This window comes from Micromonospora endophytica (genome assembly GCF_003236305.1).
GTDB classification, from domain to species: Bacteria; Actinomycetota; Actinomycetes; order Mycobacteriales; family Micromonosporaceae; genus Micromonospora; species Micromonospora endophytica.
In genome coordinates this window covers 1-14,992 of sequence record NZ_POTX01000150.1, presented here as the reverse complement: position 1 = coordinate 14,992, position 14,992 = coordinate 1, and the positions used below count along the sequence as shown (strand labels likewise).

The following is a 14,992-nucleotide window of genomic DNA, read 5'->3' as shown; positions in this document are numbered from 1 at the left end:
GGTCAGGGGCGGTCCAGTAGGCGGCGGGGGGTGTCGACCATGATCGTGTCGACGATGCCGGGGGCACCGGCGGCGAGGTCGGCGATGGCCGGGCCGATCCGCCGGAACAGGTGGTCGTAGCCGTTGCCGCCGTTGCGGCGCAGGTTGGCCTGGGTCCAGACATCGGCGGCGATCACCAACTGGGCACCGAAGCCCTCGCTGAGCAGCCACTCGACCATGTCGAGTCGCTCGGCGTCCGTCGGATTCCGCAGCGCGGCCGAGCCGTAGTAGAAATCCGAGCCGAACGTGTCGTAGCCGAGCATCGCGCCGGCCTGGGCGACCTCCCGGTGGTAGCCGCGGTCCCACCGTTCGTCGAGGTGACCGATGATCACCCGGTCGGCGGGCATGCCCTCTTCCAGCAACGCGGCCAGCACGGCGGTGCCGCCCGAGCCACGGAAGGACAGATGCATGTAGACCGCGGCCCCGGTGCGGGCCCCGGCCCGCCCGGCCGCGCGGACCATCCGCCACTCGGCGGCGGTGATCGGCCAACTCGTGCCGATCTCACCGAGCAGTGCCGGTCTGATGCCGCTGTCGCCGATGCCGTCGGTGAGCTGGGCCACGAGCAGTTCGGTGAGGTCGTCGACGCCCGCCTGACGCACCTGGGCCGGCATCGTCTCCTCGACGTAGAAGCCCGCTCCGACGCAGACGTGCACCCCGGCCCGACGGGAGATCTCCGGCAGTTCCCCGATCCGCCGCCCCATCCCCTCCAGGGTGAGCTCCACGACGGCCGAGCCACCGGCCGCGCGGACGTGGGCGAGTTCCTCCGCGGCGACCCGCGGATCGTCGAGGATCAGGTTCTCCTTGAGCGACAACGCGTTCCACCGCAGGTACGCCGCGAGCTCCGGCCCCATCGGCACGTCCGCCGGCGGCAGTTCCCGGGGTGGCTTGGACCAGAGACTCAGGTCGCTGAGCAGGTGCTCGTGCATCGAGGTCGGGCCGAGTTGCTCCGGCGCGATGGGTCCGAGGACCGTCTGGATCGGCATGTTTGTCCTTATACCTACGGTCGGGAAACGACGATACCTACGGTCGGGAGACGACGACGGCCGCGCCGTCGGCGCGCGGGTCACTCGCGGCCTGCAACACCCCGGCGGTACGCCCCGGACCGGCCCGCACCATCTGGACGTGCCCGGCGGCGTCGGCCTGAGCGGGGAACCAGTCGACCGGCAGGCCGACGGCCCGCGCGGCACCCGTCACCTCCTCGCCGACACCGGGCTCGGCCACCAGGGTCAGTGCGGTGTGGCCCAGGTCGACGTCGCCGACCACCCACCGTGGCCGGGCCAGCACCTGGTCGAGCGGCTGGTTCAGGTCCGTCGCGGCGGGCAGTAGTTGGGCCAGGATCCACGGCTGGGCCCGGCCCCCCTGACAACCGGCGACCACCGTTGCCTCGGCGCAGTCGACGATCACCGGGCAGAGCGTGTGCGGAGGTCGCGCACCCGGCACCAGTCGCGCCGGTGAGTGCCTGTCGAGGCTGAATCCGGCCCCCCGGTTGTGCAGCAGGATGCCGGTCTCCGGCTCCAGCAGCCCGGCCCCGAAGGTCTGGAAGACGCTCTGCACCAGCGTCACGCTCCAGCCGGTGTCGTCGGTGGCCACCACCGCGACCGTGTCACCGGTGGCGGGTGGTTCGGACCGGCCGCCGGCATCGGTCCCGGCGTCGAGCCGCAGCAGCGCCGCGAGGTCGGCCGGTCCGGTGCGGGGGTCGCCGAGCCAGGCGGCGCGGGCGGCGACACCGCGCAGACTGGCGTCGAGCAACCGCGCCGGATGGGGTTCGCCCACTCCGTCGAGCACCGCACCGGCCACGCCCAGCAGGATCGCCCCGACGGACGGGGGTGGCGCGACCGACCAGACCTGCCCGGCGATCTCGCGGGTCACGGCGGGGCACGTCTCCGGCTGGTAGCCGGCGAAATCCTCGCGCGTGTGGGCACCGCCACGAGCCTGGAGCAGCCGTACCAGGGCCTGCGCGCTTGCCCCCTCGTACAGGTCACGGGGATCGACGGCGAGCCGACGCAGCGTGGCCGCGAGCGCCGGCTGCCGCAGCAGGGCCCCGGAACGCAGTGGCTGCCCGTCGGGCGCGAAGACCGACCGGAGTCCCGGATCGGCCAGCACCGTCTCACGGCGGGTGTCGAGCGCGCGTTCGAGGCCCGCGCTCACCCGGGTACCGTCCTGGGCGATCTCCGCCGCGTCGTGGAACACCCGGTCGAGGGGCAACCGCGCGCCGAGCCGCGCCAGTTCCCCCCAACCGGCGACGACACCCGGGACCGTCACCGCGTGCACACCCTGGCGCGGCATCGCCGACCAGTTCCGCGACAGCAGGTCGATGCCGTGTGGGGCGGTGCCCGCCGCGACGACCGCCGTCGTCTCGCCGGCGGGCGACCGGACCAGCGCGATCAGGTCGCCGCCGAGCGCACACTGGTGTGGGTACACCACGGTGAGCGTGCACGCGGCGGCGAGAGCCGCGTCGAGGGCGTTGCCGCCTGCCGCGACGGCCCGTTCACCGGCCCGGACCGCCTCGTGATGCGGCGCGGCGAGCGCAACCCTCATGACGGCCTCCCTGCTCCACCAGAACGGGATCCAAAGCTAACATGACTGGATCCAATACTGCGAGGTGCGGGAGGTGTCCGGTTACGGCTTGCGGCCCACCGCGCAGTACTGATCGATCTCCGCCGGCAGCGGGTCCGGGTCGACCGGACGCCACCGGGTGACCGAGACGACGCCGGGATCGACAAGCTCCAGGCCGTCGAAGAGGGCCGCGATCCGCTCCGGACTGCGCAGGTGGTACTTCGGGTTGGCGGAGAGGTTCCAGATCCGCACCGCCTCGGTGACCGCCTCGCTGGTGTCGCTGCCGTCGTACATCGCCAGGTAGCTGCCGGACGGGAGCCTGGCCATGATGCTGTCGATGATCGACTTCGCGTCGGCGTCGGACTCGATGTGACCCAGGATGCCCATCAGGATCAGGGCCACCGGCTGGCTCAGGTCCAGCGTGCGCGTCGCCTCCCGCAGGATGGTCTCCGGGTCCCGGATGTCCGCGTCGATGTAGTCGGTGGCCCCCTCGGGCGTGCCCACCAGCAGCGCCCGGGCGTGCGTCAGCACCAACGGATCGTTGTCGACGTACACGATGCGCGCCTGCGGGTTGACCGACTGCGCCACCTCGTGGGTGTTGTCGGCGGTGGGCAGGCCGGTGCCGATGTCGAGGAACTGCTGGACCCCGGCCTCGCCGGCCAGGTAGCGCACCGCCCGGGTGAGATAGGCCCGGGAGAGCCGCGCGTTCTGCGCCAGGTGCGGCAGGTTGGTGATGATCTGATCTCCGACCTCCCGGTCGGCGGCGAAGTTGTCCTTGCCGCCGAGCAGGTAGTTCCAAATCCGCGCTGTCTGCGGCACTCCGGTGTCCAGGGTGGGCCTGCCCTGTTCGCCGCCGGCCACGGCGGTACCGTCCATCACGATTCGCACCTCAGTCTCGTTTGGACAAACGTCGAGTACCCGCAAGCTTAGGACCCGCCCGGCGCAATTCCCATCGAGGAGGCGGGCACTGCGCGGCAGTGGCTGGCCGCGCGGGGGGACTCCCTTACCACCCGTGCACCACGAGTGGGTCGCCGCGCCCGATCGCGTCCAGTGCCACCGCCACATAGTCGATCAGGTCGGACGGCCTGGCCGCGAAGTCGACCCAGCGCAACTCGCTGCACTTGTCCGGCTCGGCGATGCGGGGATCACCAACCCAACTGGCCACCATGAAGAAAAGGTGGAGGTACTCCCAGTCGTCGGCGTCCTCGGGCGGGGTGTGCATGAGCAGAGCAAGCTGACAGTCGCGCGGGGCGACCTTGATGTCCAGCTCTTCGCGTAGTTCCCGAACGAGCCCGCAGACGGCATCCTCGCCGCCGTCCAGGTGCCCGGCCGGCAGGCTCAACTGCCCGTTGCGGTAGTCCGTGCCGGCTCGGCGCAACAGCAGGATCCGCTCCTGAGAGTCGCGCAGGATGCCGTAGACAGCGGCGGCTACCCGGAACGGCTCGAACGGCATCGTCGCACCCTACCGCTGCCGGTACGCCGCGTGGGGGCAGCCGCTCCGGCGGGCGTCAGTGCTCACCGGTCGGTCGACGGCCGCTGATCTGCGGGGGTCACCTCGTGATGCGGCGGGTCCGGGCCTCCGGCCCTTGTGGCCGTCACGGCCGTCGATTAGTTTGTTTAGCATCCAGACGAAGTCGCGCACTAGCGTGCGTCGGTTCGCGACAGACACCCCTTCTCGAAGGGAGACCAATGACGTATCAGCACTCCGGCGCGAGGAGCAGCCGCCGCTCCTTCCTCGGCCTGGTCGGCCTGGGCGCGGCGACTGTGGCCGGTGGTCCCCTGCTCGCCGGCTGCTCCGAGAAGCCGGCCGGCAGCGGCACCGCGCAGAACCTCGACGCCTTCGCCGACATCCTGCCCGCGCACAAGGACCTGGCCCAGAGCATCGCGCCCGACATCGTCGGCACCCGCCCGGTGCCCGACGGATACACCAAATACCCGAGCAATCTCGTCGACCTGATCACCGAGAAGCCGGGCAGCAGTGGCAAGGAGATCAGCGCGATGACCCCGCAGTGGGGTCCCGCGCCACCCGGTCTCGGCCAGAGCGCCTACCTGGAGGCGGTGAACGCGGAGCTGGGCGTCCCGGTCAACTTCACCATCCAGGACGGCAACACGTACGCGGACAAGCTCAACGCCATGTTCGGCGGCCGCGACGTCCCGGAGCTGCTCTGCGTGCCGGGCTGGGAGGTGGACAAGATCCCGCGCTTCGCCGAGGCCATCGGCGTGCTCTTCGAGGATCTCACCGACTACCTCAAGGGCGACGCGGCCAACGCCTACCCGATGCTCGCCGCATTCCCGACCGGAGCCTGGCGGCACTCGATCTGGAACGGACGGCTCGCGGCGGTGCCCAACCCGACCGACGGCCCGTTCCCGTGGGTGATGTTCACCCGCAAGGACCTGCTGGACGCCCGCGGCCTGACCGTGCCGACCTCACTCGACGAGCTGCTGGCGATCGCCAAGGAGATCACCGACCCGGCGAAGAAGGTGTGGGCCTTCGACGACGTCTTCGCCATGATCCAGATGTACCACAAGGTGCCCGGCTCCAAGGGCGGCTGGCGGCTGCGTTCCGACGGCACCCCGGAGTTCAAGTACGAGACTCCGGAGTTCCGCCAGGCGCTGGAGGTGATGGCCAAGATCTACCAGGACGGGTTGGTCCACCCGGACATCATCGCCAGCCGAGGCGCGGACAGCGCCCAGCTCTTCGCCAAGAACGGCGCGATCGCCTTCACCCGGGCCGGTACCGGCATGTGGCAGCCGGCCCAGGCCGAATACCAGAAGGTCAACCCGAAGCTCAACATCCAGCCGATCCCGATCTTCTCCGCCAGCGGCGGAGACCCGCTGGTCTGGGGCGACGACGAGCCGATCTCGTTCACCTTCGTCAAGAAGGGCGTCGGCAAGGAACGCGTCGAGGAACTGCTGCGCGTCATCAACTGGTGCTCCGCGCCGCTGGGCAGCCAGGAGGCGCAGCTACGCGACTACGGGGTGGAGGGCAAACACCACACCCCGACGCCGAACGGCCCCCGCAAGACCGACCTGGCGTTCAAGGAAATCGTCAACCAGTACTTCTTCATCAGCGGCCGCAACCCGACCATCGGTCCGTTCCCGGACACCCCCAACTACGTCCAGGACCTGCTGACCTACTCCAACGAGATGGTCAAATACCTGGAGAAGGACCCCTGGAACGGCGTGAAGCTGGAGATGCCGGCCGCCTACAAGGCCAACCAGGTGCCCACCGAGGACAAGTTCAACGACGTGCTACGGGGCCGCCGACCGATCTCCGACGTCGAGACCATCGTGCAGGAATGGAAGTCCAGCGGCGGTGAGGAGGCCCGACGCCTGCTCGCGGAATCGCTACCCAAGGCTGGCTGATGAGCACCAGTCACGCCCCCGTCGAGGCCGGGACCGACCAGGCCCGGCCCGGCGGGGCGACCCCACCGCCTGGTTCCCCCGCACGCCGCAGCGGTCGCCGCCGCGTCCCGCTGAAGGCCCGGCTGCGACGCGACTGGCAACTGCTGGCCATGGTCGCGCCCGGCTTCCTCATCCTGCTGGTCTTCAGCTATGTGCCGATCCTCGGCAACGTCATCGCCTTCCAGGACTACAACCCCTACCTCGGCAGCAACCCGCTGGAGGCGTTCGTCCAGAGCAACTGGATCGGCTTCGGGCAGTTCCAACTCCTCTTCGAGGACCCCGCCTTCTGGAGCGCGTTCCGCAACACCCTGGCGATCACCGCGTTCCAGCTGGTCTTCTTCTTCCCACTGCCGATCCTGTTGGCGATCGCGCTGCACAACCTGCTGTCCAGCCGACTGCGCGGCTTCATCCAGACCGTCGTCTACCTGCCGCACTTCTTCAGCTGGGTGCTCGTGGTCACCTTCTTCGTCGCCATGTTCGGCGGCGCCGGCCTGCTCGCGCAGACCATGCGCGAAGCCGGCATGCAGCCGTGGAACATCATGACCAACCCGGACACCTTCATCATCCTGGTCACCGCCGAGGCGGTCTGGAAGGACGTCGGCTGGGGCACCATCGTCTTCCTGGCCGCGCTCTCCACCATCGACCAGAACCTCTACGAGGCGGCGGCCGCCGACGGTGCCGGACGGTGGCGCCGGCTGTGGCACATCACCCTGCCCGGCCTGCGACCGGTGATCATCCTGCTGCTCATCCTGCGGCTGGGCGACGCGCTCTCCGTCGGCTTCGAACAGTTCCTCCTGCAACGCGAGGCCGTCGGCCGGCAAGCCGCCGAAGTGCTCGACACCTTCGTCTACTACTTCTCCATCGCCACCGGGAACTACGGCTACGGCGCCGCGGCCGGCCTGTTCAAGGCCGCCATCGGGCTCTGCCTGATCCTGGCCGCCAACAAGGTCGCCCACCTGCTCGGCGAACGAGGGATCTACTCACGATGACAGTCACCATCGCGCGGAAGCGGCCCGCAGCGCGGCACCACCGGCCGGTGTGGGAGGAGAAGCCCACACCGGTCGGCCAGGCCGGCAAGGCGGTGCTGCTCGGCCTGCTCGTGCTCAGCGTGCTCTTCCCGCTCTGGGTGATCCTGGTGACCAGCCTCTCCAGCCGCGAGACCATCGCCGCCGCCGGCGGCCTGGTGGTCATCCCCCAGGGCATCGACACCTCGGCGTACGAGACCATCTTCGCCGGTGGGGCCGTCACCCGGGCACTGTGGATCAGCACCCTGGTCACCGTGATCGGCACCGCCATCGCGCTGACCGTGACGGTGCTCGCCGCGTACGGCCTGTCCCGGCCGCGTTCGGTGGGCTACCGGTGGCTGCTCGCGTACTTCCTGCTGCCGTTCCTGATCTATCCGCCGCTGGTGCCGAAGTACCTCGTGGTCACCGGGCTGGGACTCAAGGACACCATCTGGGCGCTGATCCTGCCGCCCGCGATAAGCGTGTTCAACCTGGTCGTCGTCCGGGGCTTCTTCCAGGGCATCCCGCAGGAACTGCTGGACAGCGCCCGCATCGACGGCGCCAACGACTTCCGCACCCTGGCCCGGATCGTCCTGCCGCTGTCCCGGGCGGTGATCGCGGTGGTCGGCCTCTTCTACGCGGTCGCCTACTGGAACGTCTGGTTCGACGCCGTGCTCTTCATCGACAGAAACGACATGTACCCGATCCAGCGGGTGTTGCAGAGCTACCTGCTGGCCGGACAGGCACCGAACACCTCCGGCGGCAGCAGTGGGGTCACCATGCCACCCACCGAGGCGATCAAGATGGCGGTGGTCATCGTCACCGTCACCCCGATCGTCGCCGTCTACCCGTTCATCCAGCGGCACTTCGTCAAGGGCGTCCTGATCGGTGCCATCAAGGGCTGACCGACGGCGGCACGGGTCGACGCGCCAGGCGACCCGTGCCGGCCGGCCTCAGCGCAACAGCTGCCGGACGAGTTCGGCCCGGTTGCGGACGCCGAGCTTGCGGTAGATGTTGCCGAGGTGGAACTCGACCGTCTTGGTCGACACCGCCAGCCGCCCGGCGATCTCCTGGTTGCTGAGCCCGTCCACCACGGCGGCCGCCACCCGACGCTCGGTCGCCGTCAACCGGGCGTCCGGGCCCTCGACCTCGGCCGCCGCACCAGCCCGCCGCCTCGGCTCCCCGCGCACCTCGACCGCACCGCCGGGCGGCGCGTCGGCGGTGCGGGTGACCGCGTGCAGGTCGACGGCCACCCGGGCCAGCAGACCGGCCGCGCCGGTCGCCGCGTACTCGCTGCTGGCCCACTCCAGCAGCCGGATCGCGTCGACCCGCCGACCGAGACGGGCATGCTGGGCACCGAGCAGCCAGGCCAGCCGGGCCCGCGACAGCCGCTCCACCGGCCGGTTCAGCCCGTTGAGGGCGCGTTCGAGCCAGGCCATCGCCGCCGGGTCCTGCGGGCTCGTGATCCACGCCTGCCAGGCCGGCAGCGCCGGCGCGCCCGGCCAGTCCAGGGACGGCTCCCGGATGGTCTCCAGAATGGCCTGCGCGGTGGCGGTCTCACCGCGCAGCGCGTGGTGGGTGGCGAGTTCGCAGCGGTGCTCGAAGACCAGGCCGGAGTTGGCGCCGACCGCCGAGTCGACGAGCCGACCGACCACACCGACCCACGCCTCGACGTCGCCACTGGCCAGATGCAGGGCGGCGGCGCACTCGGCGATGTGGAAACCCACCCACGCCGAACCTGACCGGGCCGCGAGCACCCGCGCCGCGTCCAGTTGGCGACGCGACTCCGCCAGGTCACCGCAGAGCGCCTCGCACTTGGCCAGCCAGGATGCGATCTCGGCCTGCAGGTCGAGCCGGCCGGCCTCGACGGCGTACCCGTGGGCGCGGCGCAGCGTCGCCCGGCCCCGCAGCAGGTCACCGGACCACGCGTCACCCATGCCGAGCATGGTGGTGAACCGGGCCCGGCGCGCCGGGTCGACGCCGTCGTCGGCCAGCCATGGTTCGATCAGGTGGGCGAAGCTCGGTCGCACCTGGTCGGGTCGGAGCGCGCTCAACGTGGCCACCATCGCGCACTCCACATACAGCGGGTCGCCGGCCAGTGCCGCGGTGAACAGCCGCAGCGTGTCGTCCTGGTCGCGGCGGGACATCCGCTGGCCGGTCCGAGCCCGGACCGCGCAGGCGACCGCGTGACAGAGAAACTCGACCTCGGGCCGGGGCGGCACCGCGCGGGTCCGCAGCGTGGCCATCCGGCGCAGCAGCGGCGGCAGGGTCGCCGGTTCGGCGGTACGGGACACGGCGAGGAACGCCTCGGCCACCAGTCGGACCGCGGTCAGCGGGTCACCGGCGCGGTCGGCGGCGGCCAGCAGGTGGTCGGCGTCCTCCGGCCCGTAGGCGCGCCGGTCGATGTCCACGTCCGTCACCTTCGTCGGGCGGGTGCAGCAGCCACACCCTAGCTGGGGTTTTTCCCAGGTCGGCCGGCGACCCGACTGGTTGCTGACTCAGTTCTCCAGACCGGGCCCGCCGGGTGCGACCGTACGGCCCATGATCCTTCGTACTCGCAAGCGGGTGGCGTCGATCGTCGCCGTCCTGTTCGCCATACCTGTCGGGTTGACCACCGTCGGCACCGCCGCGTCGGCGGAGAAGCCATCCCAGCGGACCAAGCTGTCGTACGCCCGGTTCTGTGACCCGACCGGCTGTTACCTCTCCTGGCGGGTGGTCGACAGCGACGGGGACGGCTTCAGCGACGCCGACGAGCTGGCCGCCGGCACCGACCACCGGGACCCGACAAGCACACCGACCCTCCAGGTGGCCGTGGAACTGGCATCGGTCAACAAGCTGCCGACCTTCTCGTACGGACGCGGCAGCTTCATCGCCTTCCCGGAGGAGGTCCTCAAGATCAGGGAGGAGACCACGAACCTGCCGACCCTCGGGATCTTCGCGATGCCGGTCCGCACGGACACCTACAGCCGGTTGGGCATCGACCTGAAGCAGTTCGAGGAGCTGAAGCTGTCGGTGCAGCGCGACGGTGTCGCGATCGGCCGGGGCAAGAACTCCCAAACCGTCGGCGGCCCCCTGTTGAACAGCCTGGTCACCCCGTTCGACTCGCACTTCGTCGAGTACGAGCCCGGCGTGACGGGGCAGAGTCCGGCCGCGTACGGCGGCGTCGTGAAGACCGAGCGGGGCGGCTGGTTCGACGACTTCGACTACAAGCTGCACTACGCCGACGGGTCGCGGGACGTGGTGGACCTGGTGCCGGGCGGGTCGACGCGGGAGCACTTCAACGCCGACGGGTCGCGCGGCAACACGGTCCTGCACCAGTACGAGGAGCGGGGTGAGCCGGGCGACCTCTACATCGAGGAGAGCACCAAGGTCTGGGACGAGCACGGACGCCTGGTCAGCGAGACCACCTCGAAGACCCACTCCACAAAGGGGAAGCTGGACACCTGGCTCGAGACGATCTACTACGTCTACGACGAGGACGGCAAGGCGGTCGGCACGATCCACATGGAGTCGGTCGTCTTCAACAGCTCGACGTACACCTCCGGCAGCCAGACCATCACCACCTGCGACGCCAACGGGAGCTGCGACGACGGCATCAACATGTGGTACACCGATCCGGACGACTCCTCCCCCGGCGGTGGCGGCAACGGCGACGGGGAGGACGGTGGTGGTGGTGGTGGTGACGGTGGTGACGGTGGTGACGACGGCAGCGGCCACGGCGACCCCGAGGACCACGGATACGTCAACCCGGACTACTCCGGTGACGTGGTCTCCATCCTCAGTGGCAGCGACGGGTTCACCCGGATCCTCGGCACGAACATCACGCCGGTGCGGAACTGGACGCCCAGGTACGCCGACGGCACCATCCCGGAGAACAAGCTGACCGGCATCATCTACGTCGACGACACCGCCAACGCGTACAACACGGTCTTCTCCGAGCCGCGGATCACCGGGGCCCAGCCGGAACACGTGCCCGGCCTGGCCCAGCCCTGGCTCAGCGGGCCGCCACCGACCACCGGCGGCTGCGGCGGTCTCTGCTGACCGGTGGCCAGGACCGGCGGGCAGGTGTGACACCTGCCCGCCCGTCCTGCCCTGGTCAGACGACCTTGATGCTGCCCTGCGCCTCAAGCGGACAGGGCTGCTGGGGATCGAAGGTGAGCTGGATGGCGCTGGCCACGAAAAAGCCGCCGATGGTCTGCGCGGCGATCTCCGCCGGGGTGCCGGGCGGGACCAGGTTGACGTCCTGGGCGAAGACGAAGACCTTCCAGATCCCGTACGGCTCCTGGCCGGCCTTCTTCAGCTCCGGCAGCGCCTCCCGTAGGTGCAGCCCGGCGGTGTACTCACCGTCGCCGGCGCGCGCGTCGAAACCGACCCCGTCGTCGGTCAGCGGCACCAGAAAGTAGAGCCCCTGTGGCGCGCGGAACAGGGCGAACGCGTACAGCTCCGGCCCCTGGTAGGGCTTTGCGCCGGGGCGGACGAAGGTGGCCCGGACCCAGAGCTGTCCCGGCGACGCGACAGTGTCCGGGGTGACGATCTTGACGTCCTCGGTGACGTGCACGTTCGTCTGCTGCTCGGACACCCCGTACCGGTAGGTCTTGCCGGTGGTGATTCGTTGGTACTCCCAGGTGACGTCGGTCCGGTACGCCCGCCCCGCGTGCGGTTCGTCGAGCAGCCGCCAGCGGGCCTGGACCTCCTCGGCGGTGGTGAGTTCGCCCGGCGCAGGTGGTGTCGCCGCCTGCCCCCGCCAGTGCGGATCGGCGTCGTCGGCGAGCCCCACCGCCAGGGCGACCGAGGCGATCACCCCGGCCACCCCGGCGACCGTGACGCCACCCTTGAGTCCACCACCGGGCGCCGGTGAGCAGCACTCGATGCCGAGCCCGGGTTCGGTCTCGTCGAACTTGCCCTTGACACCGACGTTGAAGGTGCCGGCGCCGACGGCCGCGGCGATGATCCCGACCAGGGCGGCGATGACGAAGACGATCCAGCCGAGCACCTTCCACCACGGGTCGTCAAACGGCAGTTCGCCGTGCGTACCTGCATACGCCGGGTTGGGCACCCAGACCAGGGTGCAGCCGGTCGGCACGTACGGGCCGGTCCACGGTGGCCGTTCCTTGTTGTCGCCGGGTTTCTCCCCCGGGAACCAGACCTGGTCCTTCGACGGCGCGATGACCGTCGGCTTGGACAGCTCCAGCCGCCCCTCCGGGATCGTCACCGAGTAGGTGTCGGTGGCCTGGTCGTACCGGGTCTGGGAGACGAAGATCTGCCGGATGGTACGGGCCGAGGTGTGGCCGTCGGCCCGCGCCACGAAACTGACAAGCGGTTTGCCGGGTACGGCGTGCTGGAAGTTGGCCGCCCAGGAGACCAGCACCGAAGCGCCGGCCGGAATCCGGGCGAAGGTGTACGTCTGCCCGGTGACCACGATTCCCGGGTCGCCGACGCTCTCCAGATAGAGGGTGACGTTCGTCAGGTCGACGCCGGAGGTGTTGGTGTAGTGGCAGGCGATGCGGAGCTGGTAGAGCGCGTTGTCGAAGATGCCGTCCGGGAGCATGACGTTGGTCAGCGGCTCGATGGCGAAGGGTCGGGTCGCCACCACCATCGGGGTCGGGCTCATCGGGCTTTCCTTCCGGCCACCACGGCGAAGGAGATGCCACCGAGCACCCGGTCACCGTCCTGTTCGAGAACCTCCACGAGCTGGTACTCCCCGGCGGCCAACTCGGTGCCGCCGCGTACGGTGAGGTGGACCGGCACGCTGCGGCCGGCCGGCACCTCGATCGTCAGCTCCGGTTCACCGACCCCGTCCGCCGGATCGGTGATCGGCTTCGTCGAGAAGCCGATCTCGACGAGCGTCTTGTCGACCGGCCTGCGCTCGGTCAACCCGAGCGTGTACAGGGCGTCCTTCGGCAGCTCGCCGCCGATCGCGGCGCTGATCCGGACCTTCTTCGGCACCCGCTTCGCCGCCTGCACGGTCAGGGTGAGCTTGAAGTCCTCCTGCTCCGCCCCGAGCAGCGTCAGGTTGCGCTGGGCCACGTTCGGGTAGCCGACCGGGTCGACGGCGTCGGGCAGGGCGGGATCGCCGGGCAGGGTGGCGACGACGACGAGGCACTCGTGCCCGTTGTTGACGGTCACCACGTTCCACGGCACCAGGCAGAGCACCTCCTGGGTGTCGCCCGCGTCGATGTCGGCGTACGCGGTGCCGATCGGGTTGAGGGTGCTGTAGAACATCTGCACCGACGGGTTGCCCCAGTAGAACCGCACCTGGACGCCGACGGCGTCCTTCCCGCCGGTGTTCTGCACCCGCGCCCAGACGTAGGCCACGTCGCCGGCGGCCGGTGTGCCGGGTACGCCGTTGGGGTCGGTGCCGGGCACCACCCAGATGTCCGGGCTGAGCCACCAGTGCGGCGAACCGTCGCGGATCAGCAGGTCGGCTCCGGTGGACCGGATCCGCGTCCCGGCCGCGGCGCTGGCCGGGGCGGAGCCGATGCCGCCGGCTGTCGATGTCGGGCCCGCCGGTGGCGAGCCTGTCGGTGCCGCGCTTGCTGGCGCGCCCACGCCGAGCGAGCCGAGCGCGACGGCCGCGAGGGTGCCGCCGCCGGAGACCCGGATGATGTCCCGCCGGGACACCGGCACATTCTTCAGATGATCGGTCACGTCGTCCGTCCCCTTTAGCAACAATTGTGCGATGACAATTGGTTGACCGTGCGCCAGTCGGCTCCACCGCATGCCGTTTCCCGTCACCCCGCCTGGGCAGGGTGACGGGAAACAGAAAATGGGAGTTCACCGCGTTTCTGGCGCCCGGCCGGGGTCAGCCGGTGTCATCGTCGCATACGGACGGAGCGACAATTTCGAACTGTCGGCGGATGGACGCTGGGCCCGTGGCCGGGCGGCGGGAGGGGTCCGGGACGGCGTACGGAAACGCCACCGGCGGACCCCGGTGTCCCGTCAGTTGGCGGTCACCACGCCGGTCAGCACCTCACCCGGCGACGGCTCGTCCGGAATCTGGTCGAAGTGCAGCTCGATGATCTCGTCCGGCTCGGTCAGGGAGTCGGTGCTGGTCGGCACGGTCAGCTCAATGGTGGTCGCGTCCGGCTCGATGAACCCGAACACCCCCAGCCAGGTCTGCGACAGTGGCCGGACCGGCTCCACCGGCTGGCCCCAGGCGTTCTCGGCGAACCAGTCCGGGTCGACGTCGGCGGTGGAGAGTTCCACCCCGGTGGCCGGCGCCAGCGGCCAGGCCCCCAGGGAGATACCCCGTTCGGTGTACGCCGAGGCGGAGATCCGCCAGGTAAACGTCTCACCCTCGGCGACCCGGACGGAGGCGGACTCGACGGTGAGGGTCGGCACCGGGTCGTCGTTGCGGGTCACGATCCCGCCGACGAAGCTGCCGACCACGAGACCCCGCTCCGCCTTGGCCGACAGGGCGTGCCGTTCCGGGTAGTTCCACAGCGTGTCGCCGGTGATCTCGATCGGCACCCGGATGCTGCGCTGGCCGGGTCGGACGGTGACCAGCCAGGACGTGATCGGCCAGCTCTGCCCGTCGTTCAGGAACAGCCGGAGCACACCACCGGCACGTCCGGTGACGGTCACCGGGATCTCGTACGTCCTGGTGCCGGAGTCGCCCTCGACCACCTCCAGGGTGCCGATGTCGACCCGCGCCGGGTTGGCCGCGCCCGGGCGGGGGGTGCCCGGCTGCCAGCCCCACGCGTCGAGCAGCCAGGCTTGGCCCGTCGCGGTACGCGGGGTGAGTTCGATGGCGGCCACCCGGTCGGGCGCGCCGCGCAGCGGCACCCGCACCTCCTGGGCCCAGTAAGAGGTGGTGTTCCCGGTGCCGGGCAAGCCGTCCAGCCGCACCTCACCGAGCGGATGACGGCGGCCGTCCGGGCCGACGACGCTGACACCGAACCGGGTTCCGGTCGTGTTCGGCGGCACGATGACGCGCAGCGCCAGGTCACGGGCGCCGGCGACGGTGACCGGGCGGGCGGGGGCCACCC

11 protein-coding genes and 1 pseudogene are annotated in these 14,992 nt (G+C 70.3%); 4 read left to right on the top strand and 8 right to left on the bottom strand.

Annotation, left to right across the window (positions count from 1 at the left end; genetic code table 11):
- Positions 1-2 precede the first annotated feature (2 nt).
- From C1I93_RS20210 to C1I93_RS20195, 4 genes are all read right to left on the bottom strand, one after another.
- Positions 3-1,022: a phosphotriesterase family protein gene (locus C1I93_RS20210; RefSeq protein ID WP_111244872.1), complete on the bottom strand. Its 1,020-nt coding sequence runs from the start codon at positions 1,020-1,022 to the stop codon at positions 3-5.
- Between the two features lie 37 nt (positions 1,023-1,059).
- Positions 1,060-2,577: a gamma-glutamyltransferase gene (locus C1I93_RS20205; protein ID WP_111244871.1), complete on the bottom strand. Its 1,518-nt coding sequence runs from the start codon at positions 2,575-2,577 to the stop codon at positions 1,060-1,062.
- 81 nt (positions 2,578-2,658) lie between these two features.
- A complete protein-coding gene (locus tag C1I93_RS20200) occupies positions 2,659-3,471 on the bottom strand; it encodes an SAM-dependent methyltransferase (RefSeq protein ID WP_111244870.1) in 813 nt (270 codons plus the stop codon).
- Positions 3,472-3,598: 127 nt separating this feature from the next.
- Positions 3,599-4,048 carry an NUDIX domain-containing protein gene (locus C1I93_RS20195; protein WP_111244869.1) on the bottom strand — a complete coding sequence of 150 codons (450 nt, stop codon included), beginning with the start codon at positions 4,046-4,048 and terminating at the stop codon, positions 3,599-3,601.
- 236 nt (positions 4,049-4,284) lie between these two features.
- Here C1I93_RS20195 and C1I93_RS20190 point away from each other — a divergent pair, with 236 nt between their 5' ends.
- Genes C1I93_RS20190 through C1I93_RS20180 form a run of 3 tightly spaced genes read left to right on the top strand, consistent with a single transcriptional unit; the run spans position 4,285 to position 7,909 of the window.
- Entirely contained in the window at positions 4,285-5,961 is a 1,677-nt protein-coding gene (locus C1I93_RS20190) for an extracellular solute-binding protein (RefSeq protein ID WP_111244868.1), read from the top strand.
- Entirely contained in the window at positions 5,961-6,989 is a 1,029-nt protein-coding gene (locus C1I93_RS20185) for an ABC transporter permease (RefSeq protein WP_111244867.1), read from the top strand. Before C1I93_RS20190 ends, C1I93_RS20185 begins: the two co-directional genes overlap by 1 nt.
- Positions 6,986-7,909 (top strand): carbohydrate ABC transporter permease, encoded by a 924-nt coding sequence (locus C1I93_RS20180; protein ID WP_111244866.1) that lies wholly within the window; start codon positions 6,986-6,988, stop codon positions 7,907-7,909. Before C1I93_RS20185 ends, C1I93_RS20180 begins: the two co-directional genes overlap by 4 nt.
- A 48-nt stretch (positions 7,910-7,957) precedes the next feature.
- On the opposite strand, the gene C1I93_RS20175 is transcribed toward C1I93_RS20180, so the two are convergent.
- A complete protein-coding gene (locus C1I93_RS20175) occupies positions 7,958-9,415 on the bottom strand; it encodes a LuxR family transcriptional regulator (RefSeq protein WP_111244865.1) in 1,458 nt (485 codons plus the stop codon).
- A 130-nt stretch (positions 9,416-9,545) separates the two neighbouring features.
- Between C1I93_RS20175 and C1I93_RS20170 the strand changes: the two genes are divergently transcribed.
- Positions 9,546-11,045 (top strand): thrombospondin type 3 repeat-containing protein, encoded by a 1,500-nt coding sequence (locus C1I93_RS20170; protein ID WP_146603539.1) that lies wholly within the window; start codon positions 9,546-9,548, stop codon positions 11,043-11,045.
- A 55-nt stretch (positions 11,046-11,100) separates the two neighbouring features.
- Here C1I93_RS20170 and C1I93_RS20165 read toward each other — a convergent pair whose 3' ends face one another.
- From C1I93_RS20165 to C1I93_RS31695, 3 genes and pseudogenes are all read right to left on the bottom strand, one after another.
- Positions 11,101-12,615, bottom strand: a complete 1,515-nt coding sequence (locus C1I93_RS20165) for a choice-of-anchor X domain-containing protein (RefSeq protein WP_146603538.1) — start codon at positions 12,613-12,615, stop codon at positions 11,101-11,103.
- Entirely contained in the window at positions 12,612-13,652 is a 1,041-nt protein-coding gene (locus tag C1I93_RS20160) for a hypothetical protein (protein WP_111244862.1), read from the bottom strand. The genes C1I93_RS20165 and C1I93_RS20160 overlap by 4 nt, the downstream gene beginning before the upstream one ends.
- 291 nt (positions 13,653-13,943) lie before the next feature.
- A pseudogene (locus C1I93_RS31695) lies at positions 13,944-14,992 on the bottom strand (hypothetical protein); the annotation flags it as partial.

What these genes read in the sequence shown, in the direction of transcription:
- C1I93_RS20210 (WP_111244872.1), bottom strand. Translation starts at nt 1,022, where the DNA reads ATGCCGATCCAGACGGTCCTCGGACCCATCGCGCCGGAGCAACTCGGC.
- C1I93_RS20205 (WP_111244871.1), bottom strand. Translation starts at nt 2,577, where the DNA reads ATGAGGGTTGCGCTCGCCGCGCCGCATCACGAGGCGGTCCGGGCCGGT.
- C1I93_RS20200 (WP_111244870.1), bottom strand. Translation starts at nt 3,471, where the DNA reads ATGGACGGTACCGCCGTGGCCGGCGGCGAACAGGGCAGGCCCACCCTG.
- C1I93_RS20195 (WP_111244869.1), bottom strand. Translation starts at nt 4,048, where the DNA reads ATGCCGTTCGAGCCGTTCCGGGTAGCCGCCGCTGTCTACGGCATCCTG.
- C1I93_RS20190 (WP_111244868.1), top strand. Translation starts at nt 4,285, where the DNA reads ATGACGTATCAGCACTCCGGCGCGAGGAGCAGCCGCCGCTCCTTCCTC.
- C1I93_RS20185 (WP_111244867.1), top strand. Translation starts at nt 5,961, where the DNA reads ATGAGCACCAGTCACGCCCCCGTCGAGGCCGGGACCGACCAGGCCCGG.
- C1I93_RS20180 (WP_111244866.1), top strand. Translation starts at nt 6,986, where the DNA reads ATGACAGTCACCATCGCGCGGAAGCGGCCCGCAGCGCGGCACCACCGG.
- C1I93_RS20170 (WP_146603539.1), top strand. Translation starts at nt 9,546, where the DNA reads ATGATCCTTCGTACTCGCAAGCGGGTGGCGTCGATCGTCGCCGTCCTG.
- C1I93_RS20165 (WP_146603538.1), bottom strand. Translation starts at nt 12,615, where the DNA reads ATGAGCCCGACCCCGATGGTGGTGGCGACCCGACCCTTCGCCATCGAG.